Origin of the sequence: Bradyrhizobium sp. SMVTL-02 (genome assembly GCF_051853005.1) — a bacterium.
In the GTDB taxonomy this organism is placed as follows: domain Bacteria; phylum Pseudomonadota; class Alphaproteobacteria; order Rhizobiales; family Xanthobacteraceae; genus Bradyrhizobium.
In genome coordinates, this window is record NZ_CP182469.1 from 1,917,340 (window position 1) to 1,940,708 (window position 23,369).

A 23,369-nucleotide genomic window follows, 5' to 3' on the forward strand; every position below is an offset into this window, starting at 1 on the left:
ACCATGGCGCAACTGTCAGACGATTGCTTTGCCTTCGGCGGACCGATGATGTCGGTCGACGAGGCCGTTGGCCTCATCACGACGCGCGTCAACGCGATTGCCGATCTGGAAACCGTGGCGCTCGTCGATGCGGACGGGCGCGTGCTGGCGCGCGACATTGCCGCGCCCTTGCCGCTGCCGCCGTTCACCAACTCTGCGGTCGACGGTTACGCCGTCCGCAACGCGGACCTTCCGCAAGCTGCGGAGCAGGCATTCCCGCTCGATGGCCGCATCCAGGCCGGTGGTCTTGCGCAGGCACCGATCAAGCCCGGCCACACCGCGCGAATCTTCACGGGCGCGCCGATGCCGCCCGAGGCCGAAACCGTCTTTATGCAGGAGGATGTCCGCATCGATGATTCCGGCCGGATCGTGCTGCCGCCGGGGCTGAAGCAGGGCGCCAATGTCCGCCCCGCCGGCGAGGACATTCCGAAGGGACACGTTGCGCTGCGCGCCGGCCAGCGCTTGCGGCCACAGCATGTCGCGCTTGCCGCGGCGTTCGGCCTTGTCGGGCTCGACGTCGTGAGGCGCATCCGCGTCGCGGTGTTCTCGACCGGCGACGAGCTGGCTTCGCCGGGAGAGCCGCGTGCGACCTCGCAGCTGTTCGATTCCAATCGCTTCATGCTGATGGCGATGCTGCGCCGGCTGGGCTGCGAGGTCAGCGACCTCGGCATTTTGCGCGACGAGCGAGCGTCGCTTGCGAGCGGCCTGAAGCAGGTGGCAGGCGCGCATGATCTGATTCTCACCACCGGCGGCGTCTCGACCGGCGAGGAGGATCACGTCAAGGCGGCGGTCGAGAGCGTCGGCTCGCTGGTGCTGTGGCGGATGGCGATCAAGCCGGGTCGGCCCGTGGCGATGGGCATCATCGGCGGCACGCCGCTGATCGGCTTGCCCGGCAATCCCGTCGCCAGCTTCGTCACCTTCGTCCATGTGGTGCGGCCGACGGTGCTGGCGCTGGCGGGTGCCCTCCCGGAGCCGCTGTTGCCGATCCCGGTGCGTGCGGCATTCACCTACAAGAAGAAGATCGGCCGCCGCGAATATGTCCGCGCCTCGTTGCGGCGCGGGGAGGACGGCGCGCTGGAGGCCATCAAGTTCCCGCGCGAAGGCGCCGGACTGTTGTCGTCGCTGGTCGAGACGGATGGCCTGGTGGAACTCGGCGAGCCCCTCGCAGTCGTCGAGCCCGGGCAGAGCGTCGGCTTCCTGTCTTATGCCGATCTGCTGTGAGTGGTTGCGTTGACGCCGTCGCTGCACCCCGCCATGGTGCGCCCATGACCAGAACCACGCTCGATCTCACGGGGCTGAAATGCCCGCTGCCTGCGCTCAAGACGCGCAAGGCGCTGAAGCCGTTGCAGCCCGGCGATCAGCTCGAAGTGCATTGCACCGACCCGCTGTCGGTGATTGATATTCCAAACCTGATCCGCGAGACCGGCGACAAGGTGGAGATCACCGAGCGCAACGACGCGCGCATCGTGTTCTTGATAGAGAAAGCAAATGGTTTGATAGCAAACGTCAATGGTGCGCTGCGGTCTTGAGCACGTTACCGCGCTGATACCGACCTTTTGTCTATCGACATCAATCACCGCTTCTGTCCACACTGACAGTCTCCGTGCAGGCGCGGAGGTTGACTCGTGTCTGCGACACGCGGGACGCGGCTGCACTCACGAAGCCTGCAAGGTCGCATCGGGGACAAACCCTCATTGAGGGACTTTTCGAACACGCGCGTGACGATCCTGGCGCGCGTCGGACGATCGTGCGGAGCTGCATAGACAGTTGACTGCACCGCAATGGCTGAGGGGCAGGATCATAGCGGCAGGCTTGCTCAGAAGGGCAGCCTTAGGGGAGGACTGTATGTCTACTATTGAGAGCGCTGGAACAATTTCGGGCGCTGGTGCGGGTTTTCTTGATCGCGAGCGGACCATCGCGACCGCCGGCTTCAATCGCTGGCTGGTGCCGCCGGCGGCGCTGTGCATCCATCTCTGCATCGGCATGGCCTATGGCTTCTCGGTATTCTGGCTGCCGCTGTCGCGCGCGATCGGCGTGACCGCGCCGAAGACCTGCGGTGACATTTCGCTGTTGCAGGAGCTGTTCACGACCAGCTGCGACTGGAAGGTCGCCAGCATGGGGTGGATGTACACGCTGTTTTTCGTGCTGCTCGGCATTGCCGCGGCGGTGTGGGGTGGCTGGCTGGAGCGCGTGGGTCCGCGCAAGGCCGGCTTCGTCTCGGCGCTGTGCTGGTGCGGCGGACTCTTCCTCGGTGCGATAGGCGTCTACAGCCATCAGCTCTGGCTATTGTGGCTGGGGTCGGGCGTGATTGGCGGCGTCGGCCTCGGCCTTGGCTATATCTCGCCGGTGTCGACGCTGGTGAAGTGGTTTCCGGACCGCCGCGGCATGGCGACCGGCATGGCCATCATGGGCTTCGGCGGCGGCGCCATGATCGGCGCGCCGCTGGCGAACCTGCTGATGAACTATTTCAAGACGCCGACCTCGGTCGGCGTCTGGGAGACCTTCGTCGCGATGGGCGTCATCTACTTCGTGTTCATGATGATCGGCGCATTCCGCTATCGCTTGCCGCCGCCCGGCTGGCAGCCCGAGGGCTGGACCCCGCCGGTCAAGGCCAACGCGATGATCTCGAAGAATAACGTCCATCTCAACGATGCGCACAAAACCCCGCAGTTCTGGCTGATCTGGTGGGTGCTCTGCCTGAACGTGTCCGCGGGTATCGGCGTGATCGGCATGGCTTCGCCGATGCTCCAGGAGATCTTCGGCGGCAAGCTGATCGGCCTGCCGGACGTCGGTTTCAACGCGCTCGATGCCGGGCAGAAGGCGCAGATCGCGGCGATCGCCGCCGGTTTCGCCGGATTGCTGTCGCTGTTCAACATCGGCGGCCGCTTCTTCTGGGCGTCGCTGTCGGACAAGATCGGGCGCAAGAACACCTACTACACGTTCTTCATCCTCGGCATCGTGCTCTACGCGCTGGCGCCGACCTTTGCTGCGATGGGCTCGAAGCTGCTGTTCGTGCTCGGCTTCGGCATCATCCTGTCGATGTATGGCGGCGGGTTCGCCACCGTACCGGCGTATCTCGCCGACATGTTCGGCACCCAGTTCGTCGGCGCGATTCACGGCCGGCTGCTGACGGCGTGGTCGACGGCCGGCATCATCGGCCCGGTCGTAGTGAACTACATCCGCGAGTTCCAGCTCGCGGCGGGCGTGCCGCGCGACCAGCTCTACAACACGACGATGTACATCCTGTGCGCGATGCTGATCGCGGGCCTGATCTGCAACTATCTGGTCAAGCCGGTCGAGTCGAAGTGGCACATGAAGGAGGCCGATGTCGCCAAGTTGCAGGCGGCGAGCGCCAGCGCCGCCGCTGCGGGGCCGCATGGCTCCTACGGCATCGGGTTCGGTGGGCTTGACATCAAGGCGGCGTTCTTCTGGGCGATCGTCGGCGGTCCTCTGCTCTGGGGTGTCTGGAAGACGCTGGAGAGCGCGGTCAAGATATTCTGATCGCACATTCATCGCGAGCGGAGCGCGCCATGCGCGCGCTTCCGCCGCTCATTTCGATGGTTCAAAATCACCCCTGGGGGAATTCGATGGTTCGTAAGCTCGTTTGTGGCGCCGCCATGCTGCTCATTGCCGGCGCCCTGCAATCCGCATCCGCGCAGACCGCCGGTGCACCGGCCGCAACGCCGCCCGCCGCGACCGAGGCCAAACCCGGCAAGATCAAGCTGACCGTGCAGAAGCTCAAGGACATGAAGGCCAAGTGGAGCGCCAACAAGCCGAAGCTCAAGGAGTGCCGCAAGGACGTGAAGGCCAAGGGCCTCGCGGGCGACGATCGCTGGTTCTACATCGAGGAATGCATGGGCAAAAGCTGACCCATCGGCATCGGGGGCATGGAGGGTCACCTGTCGCCTCGGAGCGGGAGCGCGATACGATTTCGCTATCGCAGCATAGGAGGCCTTTATTGATCTCCAGACCGATTCAGGCTTCGTTCTATCGCTTGGCGCGTTGACCGACCGCAACGCCGTGTCCGGGCAGCGATCCAGGGTTGCCTTGGGGACGCGCTTAACTGCCTCCGCGAGCATGATAATTCGCTTGGCATCTGGCATGCCAGAGGCTAGAAGTGGAGCCGTTCTAAAAGACGAGATCGAGACGAATCGATGAGCCACGACGCGCAGAAGGTCCGCCCGTTCGAGCATCCCGGCGAGGGACGCCGACGCGCCAAGGCCACGCCCAAGGGGCGGCAGGTCGACCCGATCGCCGCGCACGAGATCGAGCAGTTGCTCGGCGACAGGCCGCGGCGGCGCGACCTCCTGATCGAATATCTGCACCTGATCCAGGACAAGTACCATCAGATCTCGGCCGCGCACCTTGCCGCGCTCGCCGACGAGATGAAGCTCGCCTTCGCCGAAGTGTTCGAGACCGCGACCTTCTACGCGCATTTCGACGTGGTGAAGGAGGGCGAGCCCAACGTTCCGCCGCTGACGATCCGTGTCTGCGATTCGCTGACTTGCGCCATGCTCGGCGGCGAGAAGCTGCTCGAGGATCTGCGGAGTGCGTCCGGTCCCGGCATCCGCGTCGTGCGCGCGCCCTGTGTCGGGCGCTGCGATACCGCGCCTGCCGCCGAAGTCGGCCACAACTTCGTCGACCATGCGACCGTCGCCAATGTGATGGCGGCCGCGAAGGCCGGCGACACTCACGCGCATCTGCCTGATTGTGTCGACTACGACGCCTATGTTGCCGGCGGCGGCTACAAGTTGCTGAACCGCGTGCGCTCGGGCGAACTGTCGAAGGACGATCTCCTGAAGTCGCTCGACGATGCCTCGCTGCGCGGCCTCGGCGGCGCGGGCTTCCCGACGGGACGCAAATGGCGCGCGGTGCTGGGCGAGCCCGGTCCGCGGCTGATGGCGATCAACGGTGACGAGGGCGAGCCCGGCACGTTCAAGGATCGCTATTATCTCGAGACCGATCCGCACCGTTTCATCGAGGGCATGCTGATCGGCGCCCATGTGGTGCAGGCCTCTGACGTCTACATCTATCTGCGTGACGAATATCCGGCCTCGCGCGAGATTCTCGAGCGCGAGATCGCAAAGCTCCCCGCCGGCGGCCCGACGCTGCATATGCGCCGCGGCGCCGGTGCATACATCTGCGGTGAAGAATCCTCGCTGCTGGAAAGCATCGAGGGCAAGCGTGGCCTGCCCCGGCACAAGCCGCCTTATCCGTTTCAGGTCGGCCTGTTCGGTCTGCCGACGCTCATCAACAACGTCGAGACGTTGTGGTGGGTGCGCGACATCGTCGAGAAGGGCGCCGACTGGTGGAAGGGGCATGGCCGCCACGAGCGCCACGGCCTGCGCAGCTTCTCGGTCTCGGGCCGCGTCAAGCATCCCGGCATGAAGCTCGCGCCTGCGGGCATCACCGTGCGCGAGCTGATCGACGAATATTGCGGCGGCATGGCCGACGGTCATCAGTTCTACGCGTATCTTCCTGGCGGCGCCTCCGGCGGCATCCTGCCCGCGTCGATGGACGACATCCCGCTCGATTTCGGCACGCTGGAGAAATACGGCTGCTTCATCGGCTCGGCCGCGATCGTGATCCTGTCGCAGAAGGACAGCGTGCGCGCAGCGGCATTGAACCTGATGAAGTTCTTCGAGGACGAGAGCTGCGGCCAGTGCACGCCGTGCCGCGTCGGAACCCAGAAGGCGGCGCTGCTGATGCAGAAGCCGGTCTGGAACCGGGCATTGCTGGAAGAATTGAGCCAGACGATGCGCGATGCCTCGATCTGCGGGCTCGGACAGGCCGCATCGAATCCGCTGTCCTCCGTGATCAAATATTTCCCTGACGAGTTCAAGGAAGCGGCCGAATGACCAAGATTACGTTCGAGCTCGACGGCAAGCAGGTCGAAGCCAAACCTGGCGAGACGATCTGGCAGGTCGCGAAACGCCAGGGCCGCGACATCCCGCATCTCTGCTACTCGCCGGCGCCGGACTATCGACCCGACGGCAATTGCCGCGCCTGCATGGTCGAGATCGAGGGCGAGCGCGTACTGGCGGCATCCTGCAAGCGCACGCCGTCCGTCGGCATGAAGGTGAAGACGGAATCAGCGCGTGCGGTGTCGGCGCAAAAAATGGTGATGGAGCTGCTCGTTGCCGACCAGCCGGCGCGCGAGACCAGCCACGATCCGGACTCGAAGTTCTGGCACTGGGCCGAGACCACGGGCGTCACCGAGAGCCGCTTCCCCGCCGCCGAGCGCTGGGAGACCGATGCCAGCCATCCGGCGATGCGCGTCAATCTCGATGCCTGCATCCAGTGCGGCCTCTGCGTGCGGGCCTGCCGCGAGGTCCAGGTCAACGACGTCATCGGCATGGCCTATCGCAACCATGGCGCCAAGATCGTGTTCGACTTCGACGATCCCATGGGCGAGTCCACCTGCGTCGCTTGCGGCGAATGCGTGCAGGCCTGTCCAACCGGCGCGCTGATGCCGGCCGTGATGCTCGACGAGAACCAGACCCGCGTGACGTACGCGGACAAGAAGGTCGATTCGCTCTGCCCGTTCTGCGGCGTCGGCTGCCAGGTGACCTACGAGGTCAAGGACGACAAGGTGATCTACGCGGAAGGCCGTGACGGCCCCGCCAATCACAACCGTCTTTGTGTGAAGGGCCGCTTCGGCTTCGACTATATCCACCATCCGCATCGCCTCACAAAACCGCTGGTGCGGCTGCCGAATGCGAACAAGCATGCCAACGACCAGGTCGATCCCGCGAATCCCTTCACCCATTTCCGTGAAGCGAGCTGGGAAGAGGCGCTCGATATCGCCGCCAAGGGTCTCGTCAAGATCCGCGACGAGAAGGGTGTGAAGGCGCTGGCCGGCTTCGGCTCGGCCAAGGGATCGAACGAAGAGGCCTATTTGTTCCAGAAGCTGGTGCGCACCGGTTTCGGTTCGAACAATGTCGATCACTGCACCCGCCTGTGCCACGCTTCGTCGGTCGCGGCGCTGTTCGAAGGCCTGAGCTCCGGTGCGGTGTCGGCGCCGTTCTCCGCCGCGATGGATGCCGAAGTCATCATCGTGATCGGCGCCAACCCGGCCGTGAACCATCCGGTCGCCGCGACCTTCATCAAGAACGCGGTGAAGCAGAACGGCGCAAAACTGTTCGTGATGGATCCGCGCCGGCAGTCGCTGTCGCGTCATGCCACCAGGCATCTGCAGTTCAAGCCGGGCTCGGACGTCGCGATGCTGAACGCGATGATCAACACGATCATCACCGAGGGCCTGACCGACGACCAGTACATCGCCGGCTACACCGAGGGTTTTGAGGACCTCAAGGACAAGATCAAGGAGTTCACGCCGGAGAAGATGGAGCCGATCTGCGGCATCCCGGCGCAGACGCTGCGCGAGGTCGCGCGCACCTATGCGAGGGCAAAATCGTCGATCATCTTCTGGGGCATGGGCATCAGCCAGCACGTCCACGGCACCGACAATGCGCGCTGCCTGATTGCGCTCGCGCTGATCACCGGCCAGGTCGGGCGTCCCGGCACCGGCCTGCATCCGTTGCGCGGCCAGAACAACGTGCAAGGCGCCTCCGATGCCGGCCTGATCCCGATGTTCCTGCCGGACTACCAGCCGGTCGGCCGCGACGACATGCGCGGCGCTTTCGAGAAGCTGTGGCAGCAGGATCTCGACCCCGTGCGCGGCCTGACCGTGGTCGAGATCATGAATGCGATCCATGCCGGCGAGATCAAGGGCATGTACATCGAGGGCGAGAACCCCGCGATGTCCGACCCGGATCTGCAGCATGCGCGCCATGCGCTCGCCATGCTCGATCATCTCGTGGTGCAGGATCTCTTCGTCACCGAGACCGCCTTCCACGCCGACGTCATCCTGCCGGCGTCGGCCTTTGCGGAGAAGGACGGCTCCTTCACCAACACCGACCGGCGCGTGCAACTCGCGCGCCAGGTGATCAAGCCGCCGGGCGATGCGCGCCAGGATCTCTGGATCATCCAGGAGATAGGCAAGCGCATGGGCCTGCGCTGGAATTACGCCGGCCCCGGCGACGTCTATACAGAGATGGCGGAGTTGATGCCGTCGCTCAAGAACATCAGCTGGGAGCGGCTGGTGCGCGAAGGCGCCGTCACCTATCCAGCCGACGATCCGAACAAGCCCGGCAACGAGATCATCTTCACCACGGGCTTCCCGACCGCGAGTGGCCGCGGCAAGATCGTGCCGGCCAAGGTGATCCCGCCGGACGAACTGCCCGACGCAGAATACCCGATGGTGCTGTCGACGGGCCGCGTGCTGGAGCACTGGCACACCGGCTCGATGACCCGCCGCGCCCAGGTCCTCGACCAGATCGAGCCGGAGGCGGTCGCCTTCATGTCGCCGAAAGACATGCGCAAGAAGCAGCTCGCGCCGGGCGATTTCATTCGCCTGGAAACGCGCCGCGGTGCCGTCGAGGTCAAGGTCCGGTCCGATCGCGATGTGCCGGAGAACATGGTGTTCATGCCGTTCTGCTACGCTGAGGCGGCCGCGAACCTGTTGACCAATCCCGCGCTCGATCCGTTCGGCAAGATCCCGGAGTTCAAATTCTGCGCGGCCCGGGCCGAGCGCGCGGAGATGCGGGACGCGGCGGAGTAGGGGCTCCTCTCTGTGGAGTTTGGCGGCATGGCACCGCCAAACTCCGCTGCCGTCCCTGCGAACGCGGCTTGCCACATCCACCGCTGTCATGCTCCGGCTTGACCGGGGCATCCAGACCGCCGCGGCGGATGTAGTGGGAGCGAACGCTTCAAAGCTCGCCTCTGGAATACTGGATCGCCCCGTCAAGCCGGGCGATGACATCGAGGGTGTGGTAGGCAAATGTGCATCGTCATTGCGAGCCACCGGGTCCGCGCGAAGCGCGGCCCGATGACAGGCCCCGTGAAGCCATCCAGACTGCCTCTCCGGCGGGATTGCGGATTGCTTCGTCGCTTCGCTCCTCGCAGTGACGGTGATAAACGTGGCCCATGTCCAAAGTCACCCCCGCCACCCGCGCGCTCACGGCCGCCGGTGTTGCCTTCACCGTCCACACCTACGACTACGATCCCGACGCCGGGAGCATCGGGCTCCAGGCGGCTGCCGCCCTCGGCGAGGACCCCGCGCGCGTCCTGAAGACGCTGATGGCGCTGGTGGACGGCAAGCCGGTTTGCGTGGTCGTTCCGTCAGACCAGGAGGTCTCGATGAAGAAGCTCGCGGCGGCGGCGAGCGGCAAGTCGGCGCAGATGATGAAGCCGCCGGAGGCCGAGCGCGTCACCGGTTTCAAGGTCGGCGGCATCAGCCCGTTCGGGCAGCGCAAACCCGTGCGCACCGTGATGGAGCAGAGCGCGCTCCTGCATGACCTCGTCTATCTCAACGGCGGCCAGCGCGGCTTGCAGGTGCGGCTGAAGCCCGGCGACGTCAGGGATGTCCTGAAGGCGGTCGTCGCGGACGTGCTCGCGTGAGCGTCCCGTCTATTGCTTCTGCAGCAATTTCAGCCGGCAGCGCAGCGCTTCCCGGATATGCGCCCGCGCCAATTGCTCGGCCTTGTCGCCGTCGCGCGCGGCGATCGCCTCAATGATTGCCTGATGCTCGCCGTGGCTGGTTGAGGGGCGTCCGGGCACCGTGAAAGTGGTTGGACCGAGCAGGGCGATCCAGTCCTGCAATTCGCGCGAAGCGTTGTCGAGATACCGGTTGCGCGCGGCGCGGCAGATCGCCTCGTGGAAGGCGCGGTTGAGCCGCGCCATCTCGGCGGCGTCGGTCTCCGACGCATCGACAAAGGCCTGCTCGATATCCCTGATCGCGTCCACCTCGGGGGCGGAGGCATGCGCGGCGGCGAGGCGCGCGGCGGCGCCCTCCATGATCTCGCGCATGGCGTAGAGTTCGAGCACCTCCGAGATGTCGAGGTTGCGCACGATCAGGCCGCGGCCGCCGGCGGGTTCGACGAAGCCGCGCGCCGCGAGCCGGCCCAGCGCCTCGCGCACCGGCGTGCGGCTGACTTTCAGCCGCTGCGCGACTTCCTCCTCGCGCAGGCGGTCGCCGGCCCGGTAGCTGCCGGCCTGCAGCGCCTCGCACAGCGAGCGGAACACGGCTTCACCGAGCGCCACCGCGCCGCCGCGTCCGATGGATCCACCTGTCTTTGCCGGGCGTCTGGCCATGCATCCTCGTCTGCCGCCAAGCGCGTCCTGCCCATGCAGAGATGTCGCTTGCGCACCTACTGTATATCTTTGTATACAAAAGTACGCAATGGCTGGCGCGGTTGTCCGCGCCGGCCGGCGGCAGAATGTCTCCAACTTCGTCGCATTGGGCAGGCGTCATGAGCAGCAAATACGACGTGCTGGTGATCGGCGGCGGCAACGCGGCACTGTGCGCGGCGATCAGCGCCAGGCGCGACGGCGCCTCGGCGCTCGTGCTCGAAGGCGCGCCAAAATTCTACCGCGGCGGCAATACCCGCCACACCCGCAACATGCGCTGTGCCCATGACGCGGCCAGCGAAATCCTGACCGGCCCCTACACCGAGGAGGAGTTCTGGGAGGATCTCTTGCGCGTCACCGGCGGGAAGACCGACGAGGAGCTGGCCCGTCACATGATCCGGGAGTCCAAGGACATCCTGAACTGGATCGTGGAGCAGGGCGTGCGCTGGCAGCCGTCGCTCGGCGGCACGCTGAGCCTCGGCCGCACCAACTCCTTCTTCCTCGGCGGCGGCCGGGCAATGCTGAACGCGCTGTATCTCACCGCCGAACGGCTCGGTGTCGATGTCGAATACGATGCCGAGGTCACCGACCTCGTGATCGAGGACAGCATGTTCCTTGCCGCGCGCCTCAAGCGGCCGATCAACGGCGAAAGGGAAATCCGCGCGACCTCGCTGGTCGCCGCGGCCGGCGGCTTCGAGGCGAACATCGAATGGCTGAAGCAATATTGGGGCGATGCCGCAGACAATTTCCTGATCCGCGGCACGCCGTATAACCGCGGCTCGATCCTGAAGATGCTGCTCGACAAGGGAGTGCAGGAGGTCGGCGATCCCACCCAATGTCATGCGGTTGCGATCGACGCCCGCGCGCCGAAATTCGATGGCGGCATCATCACGCGCCACGACTCCGTCGTGTTCGGCATCGTCGTCAACAAGCACGCCCAGCGCTTCTACGACGAAGGCGAGGACATCTGGCCAAAGCGCTACGCCATCTGGGGCCGGCTGGTCGCAGCGCAGCCCGACCAGATCGCCTACATCATCTTCGATTCCACCGTCGTGACGAGCTTCATGCCGACGCTGTTCCCGCCGATCGCCGGACGGACCGTCGCCGAGCTCGCCGGCAAGCTGGAGCTCGATCCGGCCGCGCTGGAAAAGACCATCACCGATTTCAACGCCGCGGTCCGCCCCGGCACCTTCGACCACACGATCCTGGATGACTGCGTGACCGAGGGCATCACGCCGCCCAAGACGCACTGGGCGCGCAAGATCGAGACGCCACCTTATCTCGCTTATCCGGTGCGGCCCGGCATCACCTTCACCTATCTCGGCACGCGCGTGAACAAGGAGGCACGGATGCTGATGGCTGACGGCAAACCGTCCGCGAACATGTTCGCGGCCGGCGAGATCATGGCGGGCAATGTGCTCGGCAAGGGCTATGCGGCCGGCATGGGCATGACCATCGGCAGCGTGTTCGGACGCATCGCGGGTCGGGAAGCGGCGCGCCACGCCAAGAACTAGGGATCAAGAAGAAAGCCAAAGGGAGAAACCATGTCGCGCATTGCCATCGCTTCGATCACGGCGCTGCTGATCGCCGCCCAGGCCCGCGCTGCCGAGCCCATCAACCTGCGCGACATGGGCTCCTTCCATGTCGGCGGGCGCCTCGTCGAGATATCCGGCAAGCCGGTGAAGGAGGTCATGTTCACGCCCGGCGGCGTGCCGGCCAAGGTCGATCCCAACGGCACCTACCAGGTCGAGCAGATGTACGTGCAGTACTTCCTGCCGGTCAACCAGAAGGGGGCCTATCCGCTGCTGATGTGGCACGGCGGCGGACTGACCGGCGTCACCTACGAGAACACGCCCGACGGACGCGAAGGCTGGCTGAACTACTTTCTGCGCAAGGGATGGGCGGTCTACAATTCCGATGCGGTGGAGCGCGGACGCGCTGGCTGGGCGCAATATCCCGATATCTTCAAGAGCGAGCCGGTGTTCCTCACCACGGCCAATCCGTTCGAGCGCTTCCGCATCGGCGATGGGCCGAACTCCTACGACCCCGATCCCGCCAAGCGGAAGGTGCTGCCTGGCAACCAGTTTCCGGTCGAGGGCTACGAGAACTTCGTCAAGCAGAACGTGCCGCGCTGGACCACGACCGACGATGCGACCATCGCCGCCTACATCGCCGAGATCGATCGCGTCGGCCCGTCGGTGATCCTGTTCCACAGCCAGGCCGGCAGCTTCGGCTTCAAGGTGGCGCAGGCCCGGCCCGACAAGGTCAAGGCACTGATCGCGATCGAGCCGGCCGGCATCGGCGACCCCGCCAAGGCGGATGTGCTGAATAACATTCCGACCCTCATCATCTATGGCGACTATATCGAGAGTGATGCCCGCTGGCCCAAGATCCGCGCCAACGGCGTCGCCTTCGCCGACGCGATCAAGGCGGCCGGCGGCAGCGTCGACGTCATCGACCTCCCGCAGGCCGGCATCAAGGGCAATTCGCACATGGTGATGATGGACAAGAACAACCTCGAAGTGGCTGGCCTGATCCAGAAATGGCTCGAGGCAAAGGGCCTGACGAAGTAGAGCCATGCACGGAACCCAAATCCTCGACGAGGCCGACCGTCTGATGACGGTGTGCAATTCCTGCCGCTACTGCGAGGGATTGTGTGCGGTATTTCCAGCGATGGAGATGCGCCGCGCCTTCTCCGACGGCGACCTCAACTATCTCGCCAATCTCTGCCATGCCTGCGGCGCCTGCTACGTCGATTGCCAGTTCTCGCCGCCGCACGAGTTCAACGTCAACGTTCCCAAGACGCTGGCGGTCGCGAGGGCAGAGTCCTATGCCGCCTATGCCTGGCCGCGGGCGCTGTCCCGCGCCTTCGCGCGCAACGGCCTGGTCATCAGCATCGTTGCCGCGCTCAGCATGGCCGCCTTCATCCTCGGTTTTGCCGCCTTCAACGACCGCAGTGTTCTGTTTGGTGTCCACACCGGTCCCGGTGCCTTCTACAAGCTCATGCCGCACAATGCGATGGCTGCATTGTTCAGCGCCGCCTTGCTCTACGCCATCCTGGCCCTCGTCATGAGCGTGCGCGCCTTCTGGCGCGACATCGGTCCAGCCATCGGTGGCCGGGCCGATGGCGGTTCGATCTATCAGGCAATCCGGGATGCCGGCGAGCTGCGCTATCTCCATGGCGGCGGCGTCGGCTGCTACAACGAGGACGACAAGCCCACTGACCGGCGCAAGCTATACCACCACATGACCTTCTACGGCTTCCTGCTCTGCTTCGCCGCGACCTCGGTCGCGACGCTCTATCACTATCTGCTCGGGCGCGAGGCGCCGTATCCGTGGTGGGACCTGCCGGTCGCGCTCGGCACGCTGGGCGGCATCGGCCTGATCGTCGGGCCGATCGGCCTGTTCACGGCCAAGATGCAGCGCGATCCCGCACTGCTTGACGAGAGGCGCTACGGCATGGACGTCGGCTTCATCGCCATGCTGTTCCTGACCGGGCTCACTGGAATGCTACTGCTGATCCTGCGCGAGACTGCCGCAATGGGACCGCTGCTCGCATTGCACCTCGGCGCCGTGTTCGCACTGTTCATCACCATGCCCTACGGCAAGTTCGTGCATGGCATCTATCGCTTCGTAGCCCTGGTCCGCTATGCGCAGGAGCGCCGCTCGGCCACCTGATCAGGTCGGTCGGAAGCGGCCGTCGCGCAGAAAGGCGATCGTCTGCTTGATCGCGGCGGGGTGACGCGGAAGCGCGGTGTGGGACGCCTTCACGACGACATGGTCGGCCATGCCGGCCAGCATCGTGCTCTGCACCGATACGCGCCCGTCATTCGGTTTTGGCAGAACGAAGTGGCCGGCGACGGGATCGATGAAGCGGTTTCCGGCGATCACGCCGACCGGATAGTCGATGGCGGGGAGGGCGTTCGTCGCGGTCGCAGGCGTGGTGGTGAGCTCGAGGCCGGCCGGCCCGTAGAATGCGCGGTAGGGCGGAAATCCCTGCAGGAGATCGGCGACCTCGCTGCCGCTGTTCGGCGTGCCCAGCATCACGACGCGGCCAAGCCGGGCGGGGCGGTGACTTGCGATATAAGCGCGCACGACCAGGCCGCCCATCGAATGCGCGACGAAATGCAGCGGTGCGTCGCGTTCGGCGAAACGGGCGATCGCCGGATGAATGTCGTCTGCGATGGCCGCGATCGGCTTGCTGCGGCTGGGATAGTCGATGCTGAGCGCCGTGAATCCGCCCGACTGGAGCGCCCGCTCCAGCTTCGTCAGGGATGCCGAGGTCCGCGCGATGCCGTGAAGCAGAACCACTCCGGGGCATCGCGCGTCGCCTGATCGAGGCGCCTCGTCCATCTCGTTTACGCGACCTCGCGCTCCGGCGAGGACGCCTGCTCGCGGGCCATCGTCGTTGCCGTGACATAGTCGGTCTTGCCGGTGGCGAGCAGCGGCACCTTGTCGACCACCATGATCGTCGCGGGCACGGTCAGCTCGGAGGCACCGATCGCCTTGGCGTGGGCCTGCATCGCGCTGCGCTCGGCGTTCTTCTCCGTCGTCAGCAGCACGATGCGTTCGCCCTTGCGCTGGTCCGGGATCGACACCGCGACCGAGGCGGCCTGCGGCCACAGCGCCGTCGCGATGGCTTCGACCGCCGACAGCGAGACCATTTCGCCCGCGATCTTGGCAAAGCGCTTGGCGCGGCCCTTGATGGTGATGAAGCCCGCCGAGTCGATCGCCACGATGTCGCCGGTGTCGTGCCAGCCTTCGGGAAGCTTCTCGAGCACGCCGGGATTTTCGACTCGCAGATATCCCAGCATCACGTTCGGCCCGCGCACCGAGAGGCGTCCGCCTTCCTCGATGCCTGGGACCGGATCGAGACGGCTTTCCATCAGCGGCGAGAGGCGACCGACGGTGCCGGGACGGTTGGCCATCGGCGTGTTCATCGCCAGCACCGGCGCAGTCTCGGTGACGCCGTAGCCCTCGAGGATGCGGATGCCGTAGCGCTCCATGAACACCTGCCGCGTGCGATCCTTCACCGCCTCGGCCCCGGCGATCACCAGACGCAGGGTCCGGAAGTCATAGGCGTGGGCCGAGCGGGCGTAGCCGGTGAGGAACGTGTCGGTGCCGAACAGGATGGTGGCGCCGGTCTGGTAGATCAACTCGGGTACGATGCGATAGTGCAGCGGCGAGGGGTACATGTAGATCGGAATGCCCGCGAGCATCGGCATCATCATTCCGCCGGTCAGGCCGAAGGAGTGGAACACCGGCAGCACGTTGAACACCTTGTCATCGGCGTTGGCGTCAACCCGCGCCAGCGCCTGCGCCGCGTTGGCAAGGATGTTGCGGTGGGACAGCACCACGCCCTTGGGCGTGCCTTCCGAGCCCGAGGTGAATAGCACGACGGCCGGATCATTCGCCTGGCGGGACACGCGCGGCGCGGTGCCCGCGAGCAGGCCCTTGATCTTGTCGGCCAGCCCGATCGAGGCGCGGACGTCCTCGAGATAGACGATGCGCGCCTCGGCGGAGATCGCGGCCATCAGCTTGTCGAGCTTGCCCTTCTCGATGAAGGCCTTCGAAGTCAGCACGGTCTTGACCTGCGCGGCCTTCATCGCGGCGAGCACGTTGACCGGCCCGGCCGAGAAGTTGAGCATCGCCGGCACGCGGCCGATGCTCTGCAATGCCATGAAGACGACGGCGACACCCGCGGAGTTCGGCAGCAGCACGCCGACATTCTCGCCGGCGCAGGTGCCGGTTTCGAGCTTGCGGCTCAAAACCTGCGCGCCGAGGATCAGCTTGCGATAGGTCAGCCTGGTGCCGAGCGCGTCCTCGATGATCACCTTGCCGGTGTCGCGGTCGCGATAGGCATGGCCAAGCGCTTCGAACAGCGTGTGATCGAGCATGGCGTTCTTGACCATCGCGTCGATCATCACGTCCTGGAGTGCGGCGCCGGCGGCATTGCGACGCGCCTTGCCTTTCAGGGCTTCATCGACCGGAAGCTTGACTGGCGGCAGGATCGTGACCGTCACCCGCGGAAACCAGGAACGCTTGATCTGGCTGGAGTTGAGATAGCTGAGATGCGAACGCTGCGCGCCTTCGATGCGGACCGGCACGACCACCGCGTCGGCCTTGTCGGCGATCATCGCGGTGCCGTCATAGACCTTCATCAGCGAGCCGGAGACGGTGATGCGTCCCTCCGGGAAGATGACGACGGGCTCGCCTGCGGCGACCAGCTTGATCAGGTCGCGCGCGGCCAGCGGCTTGGTCGGGTCCATGGTGTAGTGCTTGACCACGCGCAGGAACGGCTTGGCCCACCAGGCCTTGGCGATGCCGGTATCGACCGCGAAGCTCGCGTCGATCGGCAGTACGGCGTGCAGCAGCGGGCCGTCGATCAGGCTGACATGGTTGGGCGCGATCAGCATCCGCGTGCCCGGAGGCGGCAGGTTCTCGAGGCCACGCACCTCGGTGCGAAAGAGGGCGCGGAACAAAAGTCCGCCGGCATCGCGCACGCCTTCCTTGCCCCATTTCGTCAGCACGAACCACACCGCGCCGAAGCTGGCGAGGCCAAGGCCGAAGAAGATCCAGCCGACATGCAGCCCGCCCGCCTGCAGCAGCGCGACGAACAGCGAGCCGACCACCATGAAGGCAGCCTGCAGCACGTTGCCCGCGGCGATGATGCGGGCGCGCTCGGAAGGGTCCGACCAGGCCTGAACCGCGGCGAAGGATGGGACCACGAACAGGCCGCCGCCGAACGCGAAGGCGACGAAGTCGGCCAGCATGCGCAGCCCCGCGAACGAGGTCGCGAAATCGATCGCGGTGATGTCCTGGCCCTTGGTGGTCACACCGATGGCGAAGGCGAGATCGAGGCCCGCAAAGCCCATGATGATGGCGCCGATCGGCACCAGCGCGAGGTTGGGGCGAACATGGCTCAGGCTTGCGGCAAACAGCGAGCCGATGGCGATGCCGATCGCGAAGATCGCAAGACACAGCGTCACCACGCCTTCGGTGCCGCCGACCACCTCCTTGATCAGCGCCGGCAGCAGCGACAGCACGATGGCGCCGACCAGCCAGAACCAGGAGACGATCACGGTGCCGTCCCAGAGCCGGTGATCGGCGTAGAGCGTCTTCAGCAGGCCGAGGGTCGAGGTCCAGGGATTGGCGTCGACGGGCAGGTCGGGCGCGGAAGGCGTCGTCTGCGGAATGCGGGAAGCGAAAGCCCAAGACAGCAGAGCCAGCACGACCACGGCCGAGGCGACCCAGCCCATATGCGCGGAGCCGGCCACGAATTGGCCGCCGGCGACGGTGCCGAGCAGGATGGCCATGAAGGTCGCGCCTTCGACCAGCGCGTTGCCGGTCGCGAGCTCGCCGAGCTCGAGCTGGTCCGGCAGCATGGCGTATTTCACGGGGCCGAACAGGGCGGCGATGGTGCCGAACAGCGCGAGCGCTGCAAACAGCAGCGGCACCGAATGCAGGAAGAAGCCGGCGGCAGCGAAGCCCGCGGCGAAGATCTCGACGAATTTGAGCCGCCGCGCGACGACGGACTTGACGTATTTGTCGGCGAGCTGGCCGCCGAGCCCGGACAGGATGAAATAGGGGAAGATGAAGACGGCGCCTGCCACCGTCACCAGCGCATCGCCGTGACCGGTCGCGGCACTGTAAAGCAGGATGATGACGAGTGCGTTCTTGAGCACGTTGTCATTGAGCGCCGAAAAGAATTGCGCCCAGAACAGCGGCGCGAAGCGGCGTGACGACATCAATTCCCTGATCATGACAAGTCCTGTTTTGGAAAGGCAGCCTGGGTTGTTGCTTTGGCGGTGAAAGTGTCACGACCGGAAGGGCGTGGGACGAACGATTGCAGAATGACTGTTGTGGTCGGTCTGCTCTGTCCCCTTGGTCCCTCTGATCCTGTTGGTCTCCAAATGGTCTCGTTAGGTTCGCAATTCCCGGCGCGGCCGCGTCAGCCTTGGGCGGAAAGGGCCACTCTGACCCGGATAGGCGGCCGGCCGTGAGCAAAAGTTGAATTGGATCGATGAGACCCGCGAGATCGGCTGCGAATGTTGGCCAATGGTAAGTCCATCATTGCGGCCTTTCCTTGCATTCGAGCCGTTTCGCGGCGCGCGTCTCAGGTGAGATGGGCGAGGTGGCGAAAGGGCGAGAGGCGACCAAGCAGGCTGAACCGAGGACCTTCGCGACGGACGCGGCCACGGTTGGCCCGCCACATCCGGGAGGTGGCGCGCCGCTCGGCGAGCACGCCGGCAATGTCGCAGGCATTGGCGATGCGATCGATCGGCGCCATCACGAACCTGAGCAGGGCCCGGCCAAGGCCGGTCACGAGGGCTGCGGCGTCATCGACGAAGGTGGCGGCGATATCAACAGCGAGGGTTTGCATTTTGCGGGTCTCCGAGATAAATTGAACAATGTTCACATTGGTAGCCTGAAAATGAACAATGTTCAAGAAGAATCGCCGCGGGATCAGAAAAAAAATCGGCGCCGGCTCCAGATCCTGGAGATCGCCCGCACCATCATTACGCTTAAGGGCTTGAGATCACTGAAGGTTCGGGACGTTGCGGAGGCCGCGGGCTGCTCGGTTGGCAGCGTCTATAACGAGTTCGGCGATTTCGACGGGGTCATCCTGACCGTTAACCGGGAGACCGTTCAGGCGCTCACGGCCCGGCTGCGTGGGGTTCCGGCAGAGGATCCCATCCGCCAGCTGTACGGGCTTGCCGAGACCTATCTCGAATTCTTTGCGGAGCACGCCAATCTGCTGCGCTCGCTGTTCGAGCATCGGATGGAGGACGATCGTCCGTATCCGGACGACATCCTTCAGATGGTGATGGACGCCTTCGCGCTGATGCACGCGCCTTTGGTGCGGGTGCTACCGAATGCGGATGACGTGAAGATCGCGCTGCTGTCGCGCACCCTGTTCTCCGCCGTGCACGGCATCATCTCGCTCGGCCTCGAGGAGCGCATGGTGGCCGTGCCGCCACAGATGCTGCGCCAGCAGGTCGAGCAGTTTATCGATACGCATCTTGCCGGTCTTGGAATTCAGCCCCTGAGATAAGGGGCCTGCAGCGTCAGGCCCGCGCAGCTTCGCGCGGCCGTGTGGCAACGAGCACGACGTCGGGCCGCACGCTGTCGACCTGAACCCGATTGCGGCCCTTTTCCTTGGCGCGGTAGCAGGCGGCATCCGCGCGGCGCGTCGCCTCCTCGAGGGCTGCAGATCGCCTCAAATGCCGAGAAAGCGGAACTCGAGCGATATCGACAAATCAATGCCGCGCATTCGTCGCGTGCTGTTTACCCGATCGAGAGAATTGCTAGACCAGCACCGGCTTGCGTACGCGGCCGGCATCGCCGAACACACGCAGGTAACGCTCGATCTCCGAAGGCAGGCCGGTTGCCTTTTCCGGATTGTCGGAGAGCTTGACGGCCGGATGGCCGTCGACCGACGACACCTTGCAGACCAGCGAGATCGGATCGAGATTGAACGAGCCGTCCGGCGTGCAGCCGACGAAGTCGTTGGTGAGGTTGGTACCCCAGCCGAACGACAGCCGCACGCGGCCGGTGAAATGGTGATAGGTCTCCTCGATCGAGCCGACGTCCATCGCGTCGGAAAACACGAGCAGCTTGTCCCTGGGATTGCGACCCTTCTTCTCCCACCAGGCCATGATCTCCTCACCGGCCTGGATGGGCGGTGCGCTGTCGGGGCGGAAGCCGGTCCAGTCGGCGACCCATTCCGGCGCATCGCGGAGGAAAGCCTTGGTGCCGAAGGCATCGGGCAGTGCGATCAGAAGGTTGCCGCCATAGGTCTGGCGCCACTGGTCGAGGATGCGGTAGGGGGCCCAGCGCAATTCCTCGTCGTCCCTTGCGAGCGCAGCCGCGACCATCGGCAGTTCGTGCGCGTTGGTGCCGATGGCTTCGAGATCGTTGTCCATCGCGAGCAGCACATTGGACGTGCCGATGAAGGAGGGGCCCAGGCCTTCCTTCACCGCCTCGACGCACCAGCGCTGCCAGAGGAAGCCGTGGCGGCGGCGGGTGCCGAAGTCGGAGAGCCGCAAATTCTCCAGCTTGCGCAGCCGCTCGACCTTGGTCCACAGCTTGGCCTTGGCGCGTGCGTAGAGAACGTCGAGCTCGAATCGGCCGCGGCCCTTCATCGCGGCGCGCGAGCGCAACTCGTTCAGGATCGCGAGCGCCGGAATCTCCCACATCGAGGTGTGGGTCCACGGCCCGTGGAAGTGCAATTCATACTGGCCGTCGACCTTGCGCAATTCGTATTCGGGAAGGCGGAATTCGGCGAGCCAGCGGATGAAATCCGCCGAGAACATGTGGGTCTTGCCGTAGAACGTGTTACCGGCCAGCCAGATCAGCTCTTTCTTGGTGAAGCGGATGGTGCGCGCGTGGTCAAGCTGGGCGCGCAGCTCGCCCTCATCGATGATCTCGGCGAGCCGCACATGGCGCGAGCGGTTGATGACCGAGAAGGTCACCTGCTGATCCGGGTAATCCTCCCGAATCATCTGTAACATCAATAGCTTGTAGAAATCGGTATCAAGCAGGCTGCGGATGATGGGATCCAGCCGCCAGCTATGATTGTAGGTCCGGCTCGCAATGTCGGTCACTGTCATGGAGCTAATTCTAGCGTGGTGACCCCCGCCCAACCAGTGGGTTTGGCGAGGGGCTGACTTTCCCGAAATTGGAGCGTGGGTTCAGTCTCCGGCCGCCGTCGTCGCGACGGTCTCGAGCTGGCTTCGAATCCAGCGATGGGCCGGGTCCTTCTGGTAGCGCTGGTGCCAGACCATGAACATCGGCAGCTCGGCCAGCGTCCGGGTGCGCGAGGCCAGCGGAATGCGGGCTTGCGCGAAGCCGCCCATCACGCCGGATGCGAGCAGGCTCGGCATGCTCGCGAGCATCTGCGATCCGCGCAGGAACGAGGGCACGCCCGAGAAGCTCGGCACCGAGATGGCGATGTCGCGGTGGAAGCCATTGGCCGCGAGGCGGCGGTCGAAGTCGAGCCGCTCGTTATCGGTATAGACGACGGTGATGTGGCGCGCCGCGAGGTATGCGCTGCGGCCGGCGGGCGCCGCGCGTGCCTTGGGATCGTAGTAGCAGACGTAGTGATCGCTGAGCAGCCGCTTCTGCACGATGTCGATGCCGGACGGCGGCAGAGGAGTGATCATGAGATCGCAGCGGTTCTCGCGCAGCATCGCGGGCGAGGGGGATTGCGAGGGGATGACGCGCAGGTTCAGCTTCTTCACCTGGCCGGCGACATGGTCGAAGAAGCGTGGCAGCAACAGGTCGCGCTGGAAGTCGTTGGCGGCGATCGTCAGCGACAGCTGCGCCTGTGCCGGCACGAAGCTGACGCCGCCGGCAAAGCTGCGCATCTCGTCGATCAGTGCGCGCGCCTTCGCAGCCAGCGCCTGGGCGTGCGCGGTGGCGACGATGCCGCGACCGGACTTCGCGAACAGCGGGTCGCCGGCAATCCGCCGCAGCTTGTTCAGTCCGTGGCTGACCGCGGATTGCGTCAGGCGGAGCCGTGTTGCCGCCGCCGTCACCGATCCCTCCTCCAGCACCGCGAGGAACAGTTCGAGGGCGTGGCCGTCGAGCGCCAAATGATCGATTTTCTTCATGCAATTCATTATAATCGATCTATTTATCTTGAGAATAGGTGGCGGCATTATCGTCCAACAAGCCGCGCGCCCGGACCGGGCGCCACAGGGAGAGACAACGCCGATGAATGCCCAGGCGACAGCCTTGCAGGATCCCCGCCTCAACCGCCCCGAGCCGTTCACGCCGCCGCTCGGCGATGGCGGCTTTTTCCAGCGCGATCGTTCGATCCATCCGCCGGCGCATGCGCCCGGTTACAAATCCTCGGTGCTGCGCTCGCCGCGCCAGGCACTGCTGTCGCTGGAGAACTCGGTCTCGGAGATCACGGGGCCGGTGTTCGGCCACAACGATCTCGGTCCGCTCGACAATGACCTGATCCGCAACTACGCCAAGGACGGCGATCCCGTCGGCGAACGCATCATCGTCCACGGCCGCGTGCTGGATGAGACCGGCCGCGGCGTTCCGAACACGCTGGTCGAGTTCTGGCAGGCCAATGCCGGCGGCCGCTATCGGCACAAGAAGGACACGTATCTGGCGCCGATCGATCCGAACTTCGGCGGTTGCGGCCGGGCGCTGACCGACGACACCGGCTACTATTATTTCCGCACCGTGAAGCCGGGCCCCTATCCCTGGCGCAACTACGTCAACAGCTGGCGTCCCGCCCACATCCACTTCTCGGTGTTCGGCTCGGGCTTTGCGCAGCGGCTGATCACCCAGATGTATTTCGAGGGCGACCCGCTGATCCCGGTCTGCCCGATCCTGACGACGATCCCGGACAAGGATGCGCTCGACCGCCTGGTTGCGCCGCTCGACCTCAACGCCTCGACGCCGTTCGACTCGCTCGCCTATCGCTTCGACATCGTCCTGCGCGGCCAGCGCTCCACCTATTTCGAAAATCGCACCGCGGGGAACTAAGTCCATGCCGCAGCCGCTCAACTATCTCAAGGAAACCGCCTCGCAGACCGCCGGACCCTACGTCCATATCGGCCTGATCCCGGCTATGGCCGGCTTCGACATCTTCGAGAAGAACTTTTCCAACGTGCTGGTGAGGCCGAACACCAAGGGCGAGCGCATCACGCTGGAAGGCAGGGTGCTCGACGGCAGCGGTGCGCCGCTGCGCGACGTGCTGCTGGAAATCTGGCAGGCCAATGCGGCCGGCCGCTACAACCATCCGGCGGATCGCTCGGCCGGTGCGCTGGAGCAGGAGTTTCGTGGCTGGGGCCGCGCCGGTTCCGATTTCGACAGTGGACTCGTCACCTTCGAGACCATCAAGCCCGGCGCGATCACCGACAAGGCGGGGCGCAAATGCGCGCCGCACGTCAATGTCTGGATCGTCGCGCGCGGCATCAATATCGGTCTCAACACGCGGCTCTATTTCTCGGACGAAGAGGCCGTCAATGCCGCCGATCCCGTGCTCAACCTGATCGAACCGCCGGCGCGTCGCAAGACGTTGATCGCAACGCGCAGCGAGCGCGCGGGCAAGGTCGTGTATTCCTTCACGATCAATTTGCAGGGGCCTGAGGAGACGGTGTTCTTCGACGTGTGAC

Annotated in this window: 18 protein-coding genes and 1 pseudogene; 13 read left to right on the forward strand and 6 right to left on the reverse strand. The window is 65.1% G+C overall.

From position 1 onward, the window contains the following. The first annotated feature begins 3 nt into the window (after positions 1–3). The 7 genes from ACNJYB_RS08975 to ybaK all read left to right on the forward strand — a co-directional run bounded on the left by ACNJYB_RS08975 (position 4) and on the right by ybaK (position 9,501). A complete protein-coding gene (locus ACNJYB_RS08975; protein WP_439373608.1) occupies positions 4–1,260 on the forward strand; it encodes a molybdopterin molybdotransferase MoeA in 1,257 nt (418 codons plus the stop codon). Between the two features lie 44 nt (positions 1,261–1,304). Beyond that, complete coding sequence (locus tag ACNJYB_RS08980) at positions 1,305–1,568, forward strand: sulfurtransferase TusA family protein (RefSeq protein WP_439373609.1); 264 nt, start codon at positions 1,305–1,307, stop codon at positions 1,566–1,568. A gap of 316 nt (positions 1,569–1,884) precedes the next feature. Beyond that, complete coding sequence (locus ACNJYB_RS08985) at positions 1,885–3,540, forward strand: OFA family MFS transporter (protein ID WP_439373610.1); 1,656 nt, start codon at positions 1,885–1,887, stop codon at positions 3,538–3,540. A gap of 86 nt (positions 3,541–3,626) precedes the next feature. Further along, the gene (locus tag ACNJYB_RS08990; protein WP_439373611.1) at positions 3,627–3,908 is read left to right on the forward strand and encodes a hypothetical protein; all 282 of its coding nucleotides are present in this window, start codon (positions 3,627–3,629) and stop codon (positions 3,906–3,908) included. A gap of 285 nt (positions 3,909–4,193) precedes the next feature. Next, complete coding sequence (locus ACNJYB_RS08995) at positions 4,194–5,897, forward strand: NADH-ubiquinone oxidoreductase-F iron-sulfur binding region domain-containing protein (RefSeq protein WP_439373612.1); 1,704 nt, start codon at positions 4,194–4,196, stop codon at positions 5,895–5,897. Next, positions 5,894–8,662: a formate dehydrogenase subunit alpha gene (gene fdhF / locus ACNJYB_RS09000; protein ID WP_439373613.1), complete on the forward strand. Its 2,769-nt coding sequence runs from the start codon at positions 5,894–5,896 to the stop codon at positions 8,660–8,662. The genes ACNJYB_RS08995 and fdhF overlap by 4 nt, the downstream gene beginning before the upstream one ends. 365 nt (positions 8,663–9,027) lie before the next feature. Next, the gene (ybaK, locus tag ACNJYB_RS09005) at positions 9,028–9,501 is read left to right on the forward strand and encodes a Cys-tRNA(Pro) deacylase (RefSeq protein ID WP_439373614.1); all 474 of its coding nucleotides are present in this window, start codon (positions 9,028–9,030) and stop codon (positions 9,499–9,501) included. Positions 9,502–9,510: 9 nt separating this feature from the next. On the opposite strand, the gene ACNJYB_RS09010 is transcribed toward ybaK, so the two are convergent. Next, on the reverse strand, positions 9,511–10,194 hold the full coding sequence (locus tag ACNJYB_RS09010; RefSeq protein WP_439373615.1) for a GntR family transcriptional regulator: 684 nt from the start codon (positions 10,192–10,194) through the stop codon (positions 9,511–9,513). A gap of 158 nt (positions 10,195–10,352) precedes the next feature. Between ACNJYB_RS09010 and tcuA the strand changes: the two genes are divergently transcribed. Genes tcuA through tcuB form a run of 3 tightly spaced genes read left to right on the forward strand, consistent with a single transcriptional unit; the run spans position 10,353 to position 13,908 of the window. Continuing rightward, complete coding sequence (tcuA, locus tag ACNJYB_RS09015) at positions 10,353–11,744, forward strand: FAD-dependent tricarballylate dehydrogenase TcuA (protein WP_439373616.1); 1,392 nt, start codon at positions 10,353–10,355, stop codon at positions 11,742–11,744. Between the two features lie 30 nt (positions 11,745–11,774). Then, on the forward strand, positions 11,775–12,803 hold the full coding sequence (locus tag ACNJYB_RS09020; protein WP_439373617.1) for an esterase: 1,029 nt from the start codon (positions 11,775–11,777) through the stop codon (positions 12,801–12,803). A 4-nt stretch (positions 12,804–12,807) separates the two neighbouring features. After that, positions 12,808–13,908: a tricarballylate utilization 4Fe-4S protein TcuB gene (gene tcuB / locus ACNJYB_RS09025; RefSeq protein WP_439373618.1), complete on the forward strand. Its 1,101-nt coding sequence runs from the start codon at positions 12,808–12,810 to the stop codon at positions 13,906–13,908. Here the strand turns inward: tcuB and ACNJYB_RS09030 are convergent, their stop codons facing one another. Further along, positions 13,909–14,583, reverse strand: a complete 675-nt coding sequence (locus ACNJYB_RS09030; protein ID WP_439373619.1) for an esterase/lipase family protein — start codon at positions 14,581–14,583, stop codon at positions 13,909–13,911. A gap of 5 nt (positions 14,584–14,588) precedes the next feature. Next, positions 14,589–17,993: an acyl-[ACP]--phospholipid O-acyltransferase gene (locus ACNJYB_RS09035; RefSeq protein ID WP_439373620.1), complete on the reverse strand. Its 3,405-nt coding sequence runs from the start codon at positions 17,991–17,993 to the stop codon at positions 14,589–14,591. 671 nt (positions 17,994–18,664) lie between these two features. Here ACNJYB_RS09035 and ACNJYB_RS09040 point away from each other — a divergent pair. Further along, positions 18,665–19,285, forward strand: coding sequence for a TetR/AcrR family transcriptional regulator (locus ACNJYB_RS09040; protein WP_439375511.1), 621 nt, complete (start codon positions 18,665–18,667; stop codon positions 19,283–19,285). A gap of 13 nt (positions 19,286–19,298) precedes the next feature. On the opposite strand, the pseudogene ACNJYB_RS09045 reads toward ACNJYB_RS09040, so the two are convergent. The 3 genes and pseudogenes from ACNJYB_RS09045 to ACNJYB_RS09055 all read right to left on the reverse strand — a co-directional run. Continuing rightward, a pseudogene (locus ACNJYB_RS09045) lies at positions 19,299–19,445 on the reverse strand (GGDEF domain-containing protein); the annotation flags it as partial. Positions 19,446–19,538: 93 nt separating this feature from the next. Next, positions 19,539–20,843 carry a nicotinate phosphoribosyltransferase gene (gene pncB, locus ACNJYB_RS09050; protein ID WP_439373621.1) on the reverse strand — a complete coding sequence of 435 codons (1,305 nt, stop codon included), beginning with the start codon at positions 20,841–20,843 and terminating at the stop codon, positions 19,539–19,541. A gap of 81 nt (positions 20,844–20,924) precedes the next feature. Further along, a complete protein-coding gene (locus tag ACNJYB_RS09055; protein WP_439373622.1) occupies positions 20,925–21,854 on the reverse strand; it encodes a LysR family transcriptional regulator in 930 nt (309 codons plus the stop codon). Positions 21,855–21,948: 94 nt separating this feature from the next. On the opposite strand from ACNJYB_RS09055, the gene pcaH reads away from it, so the two are divergent. Further along, positions 21,949–22,737: a protocatechuate 3,4-dioxygenase subunit beta gene (pcaH, locus tag ACNJYB_RS09060; RefSeq protein WP_439373623.1), complete on the forward strand. Its 789-nt coding sequence runs from the start codon at positions 21,949–21,951 to the stop codon at positions 22,735–22,737. A 4-nt stretch (positions 22,738–22,741) separates the two neighbouring features. Next, a complete protein-coding gene (gene pcaG / locus ACNJYB_RS09065; protein WP_439373624.1) occupies positions 22,742–23,368 on the forward strand; it encodes a protocatechuate 3,4-dioxygenase subunit alpha in 627 nt (208 codons plus the stop codon). Position 23,369: the final 1 nt, after the last annotated feature.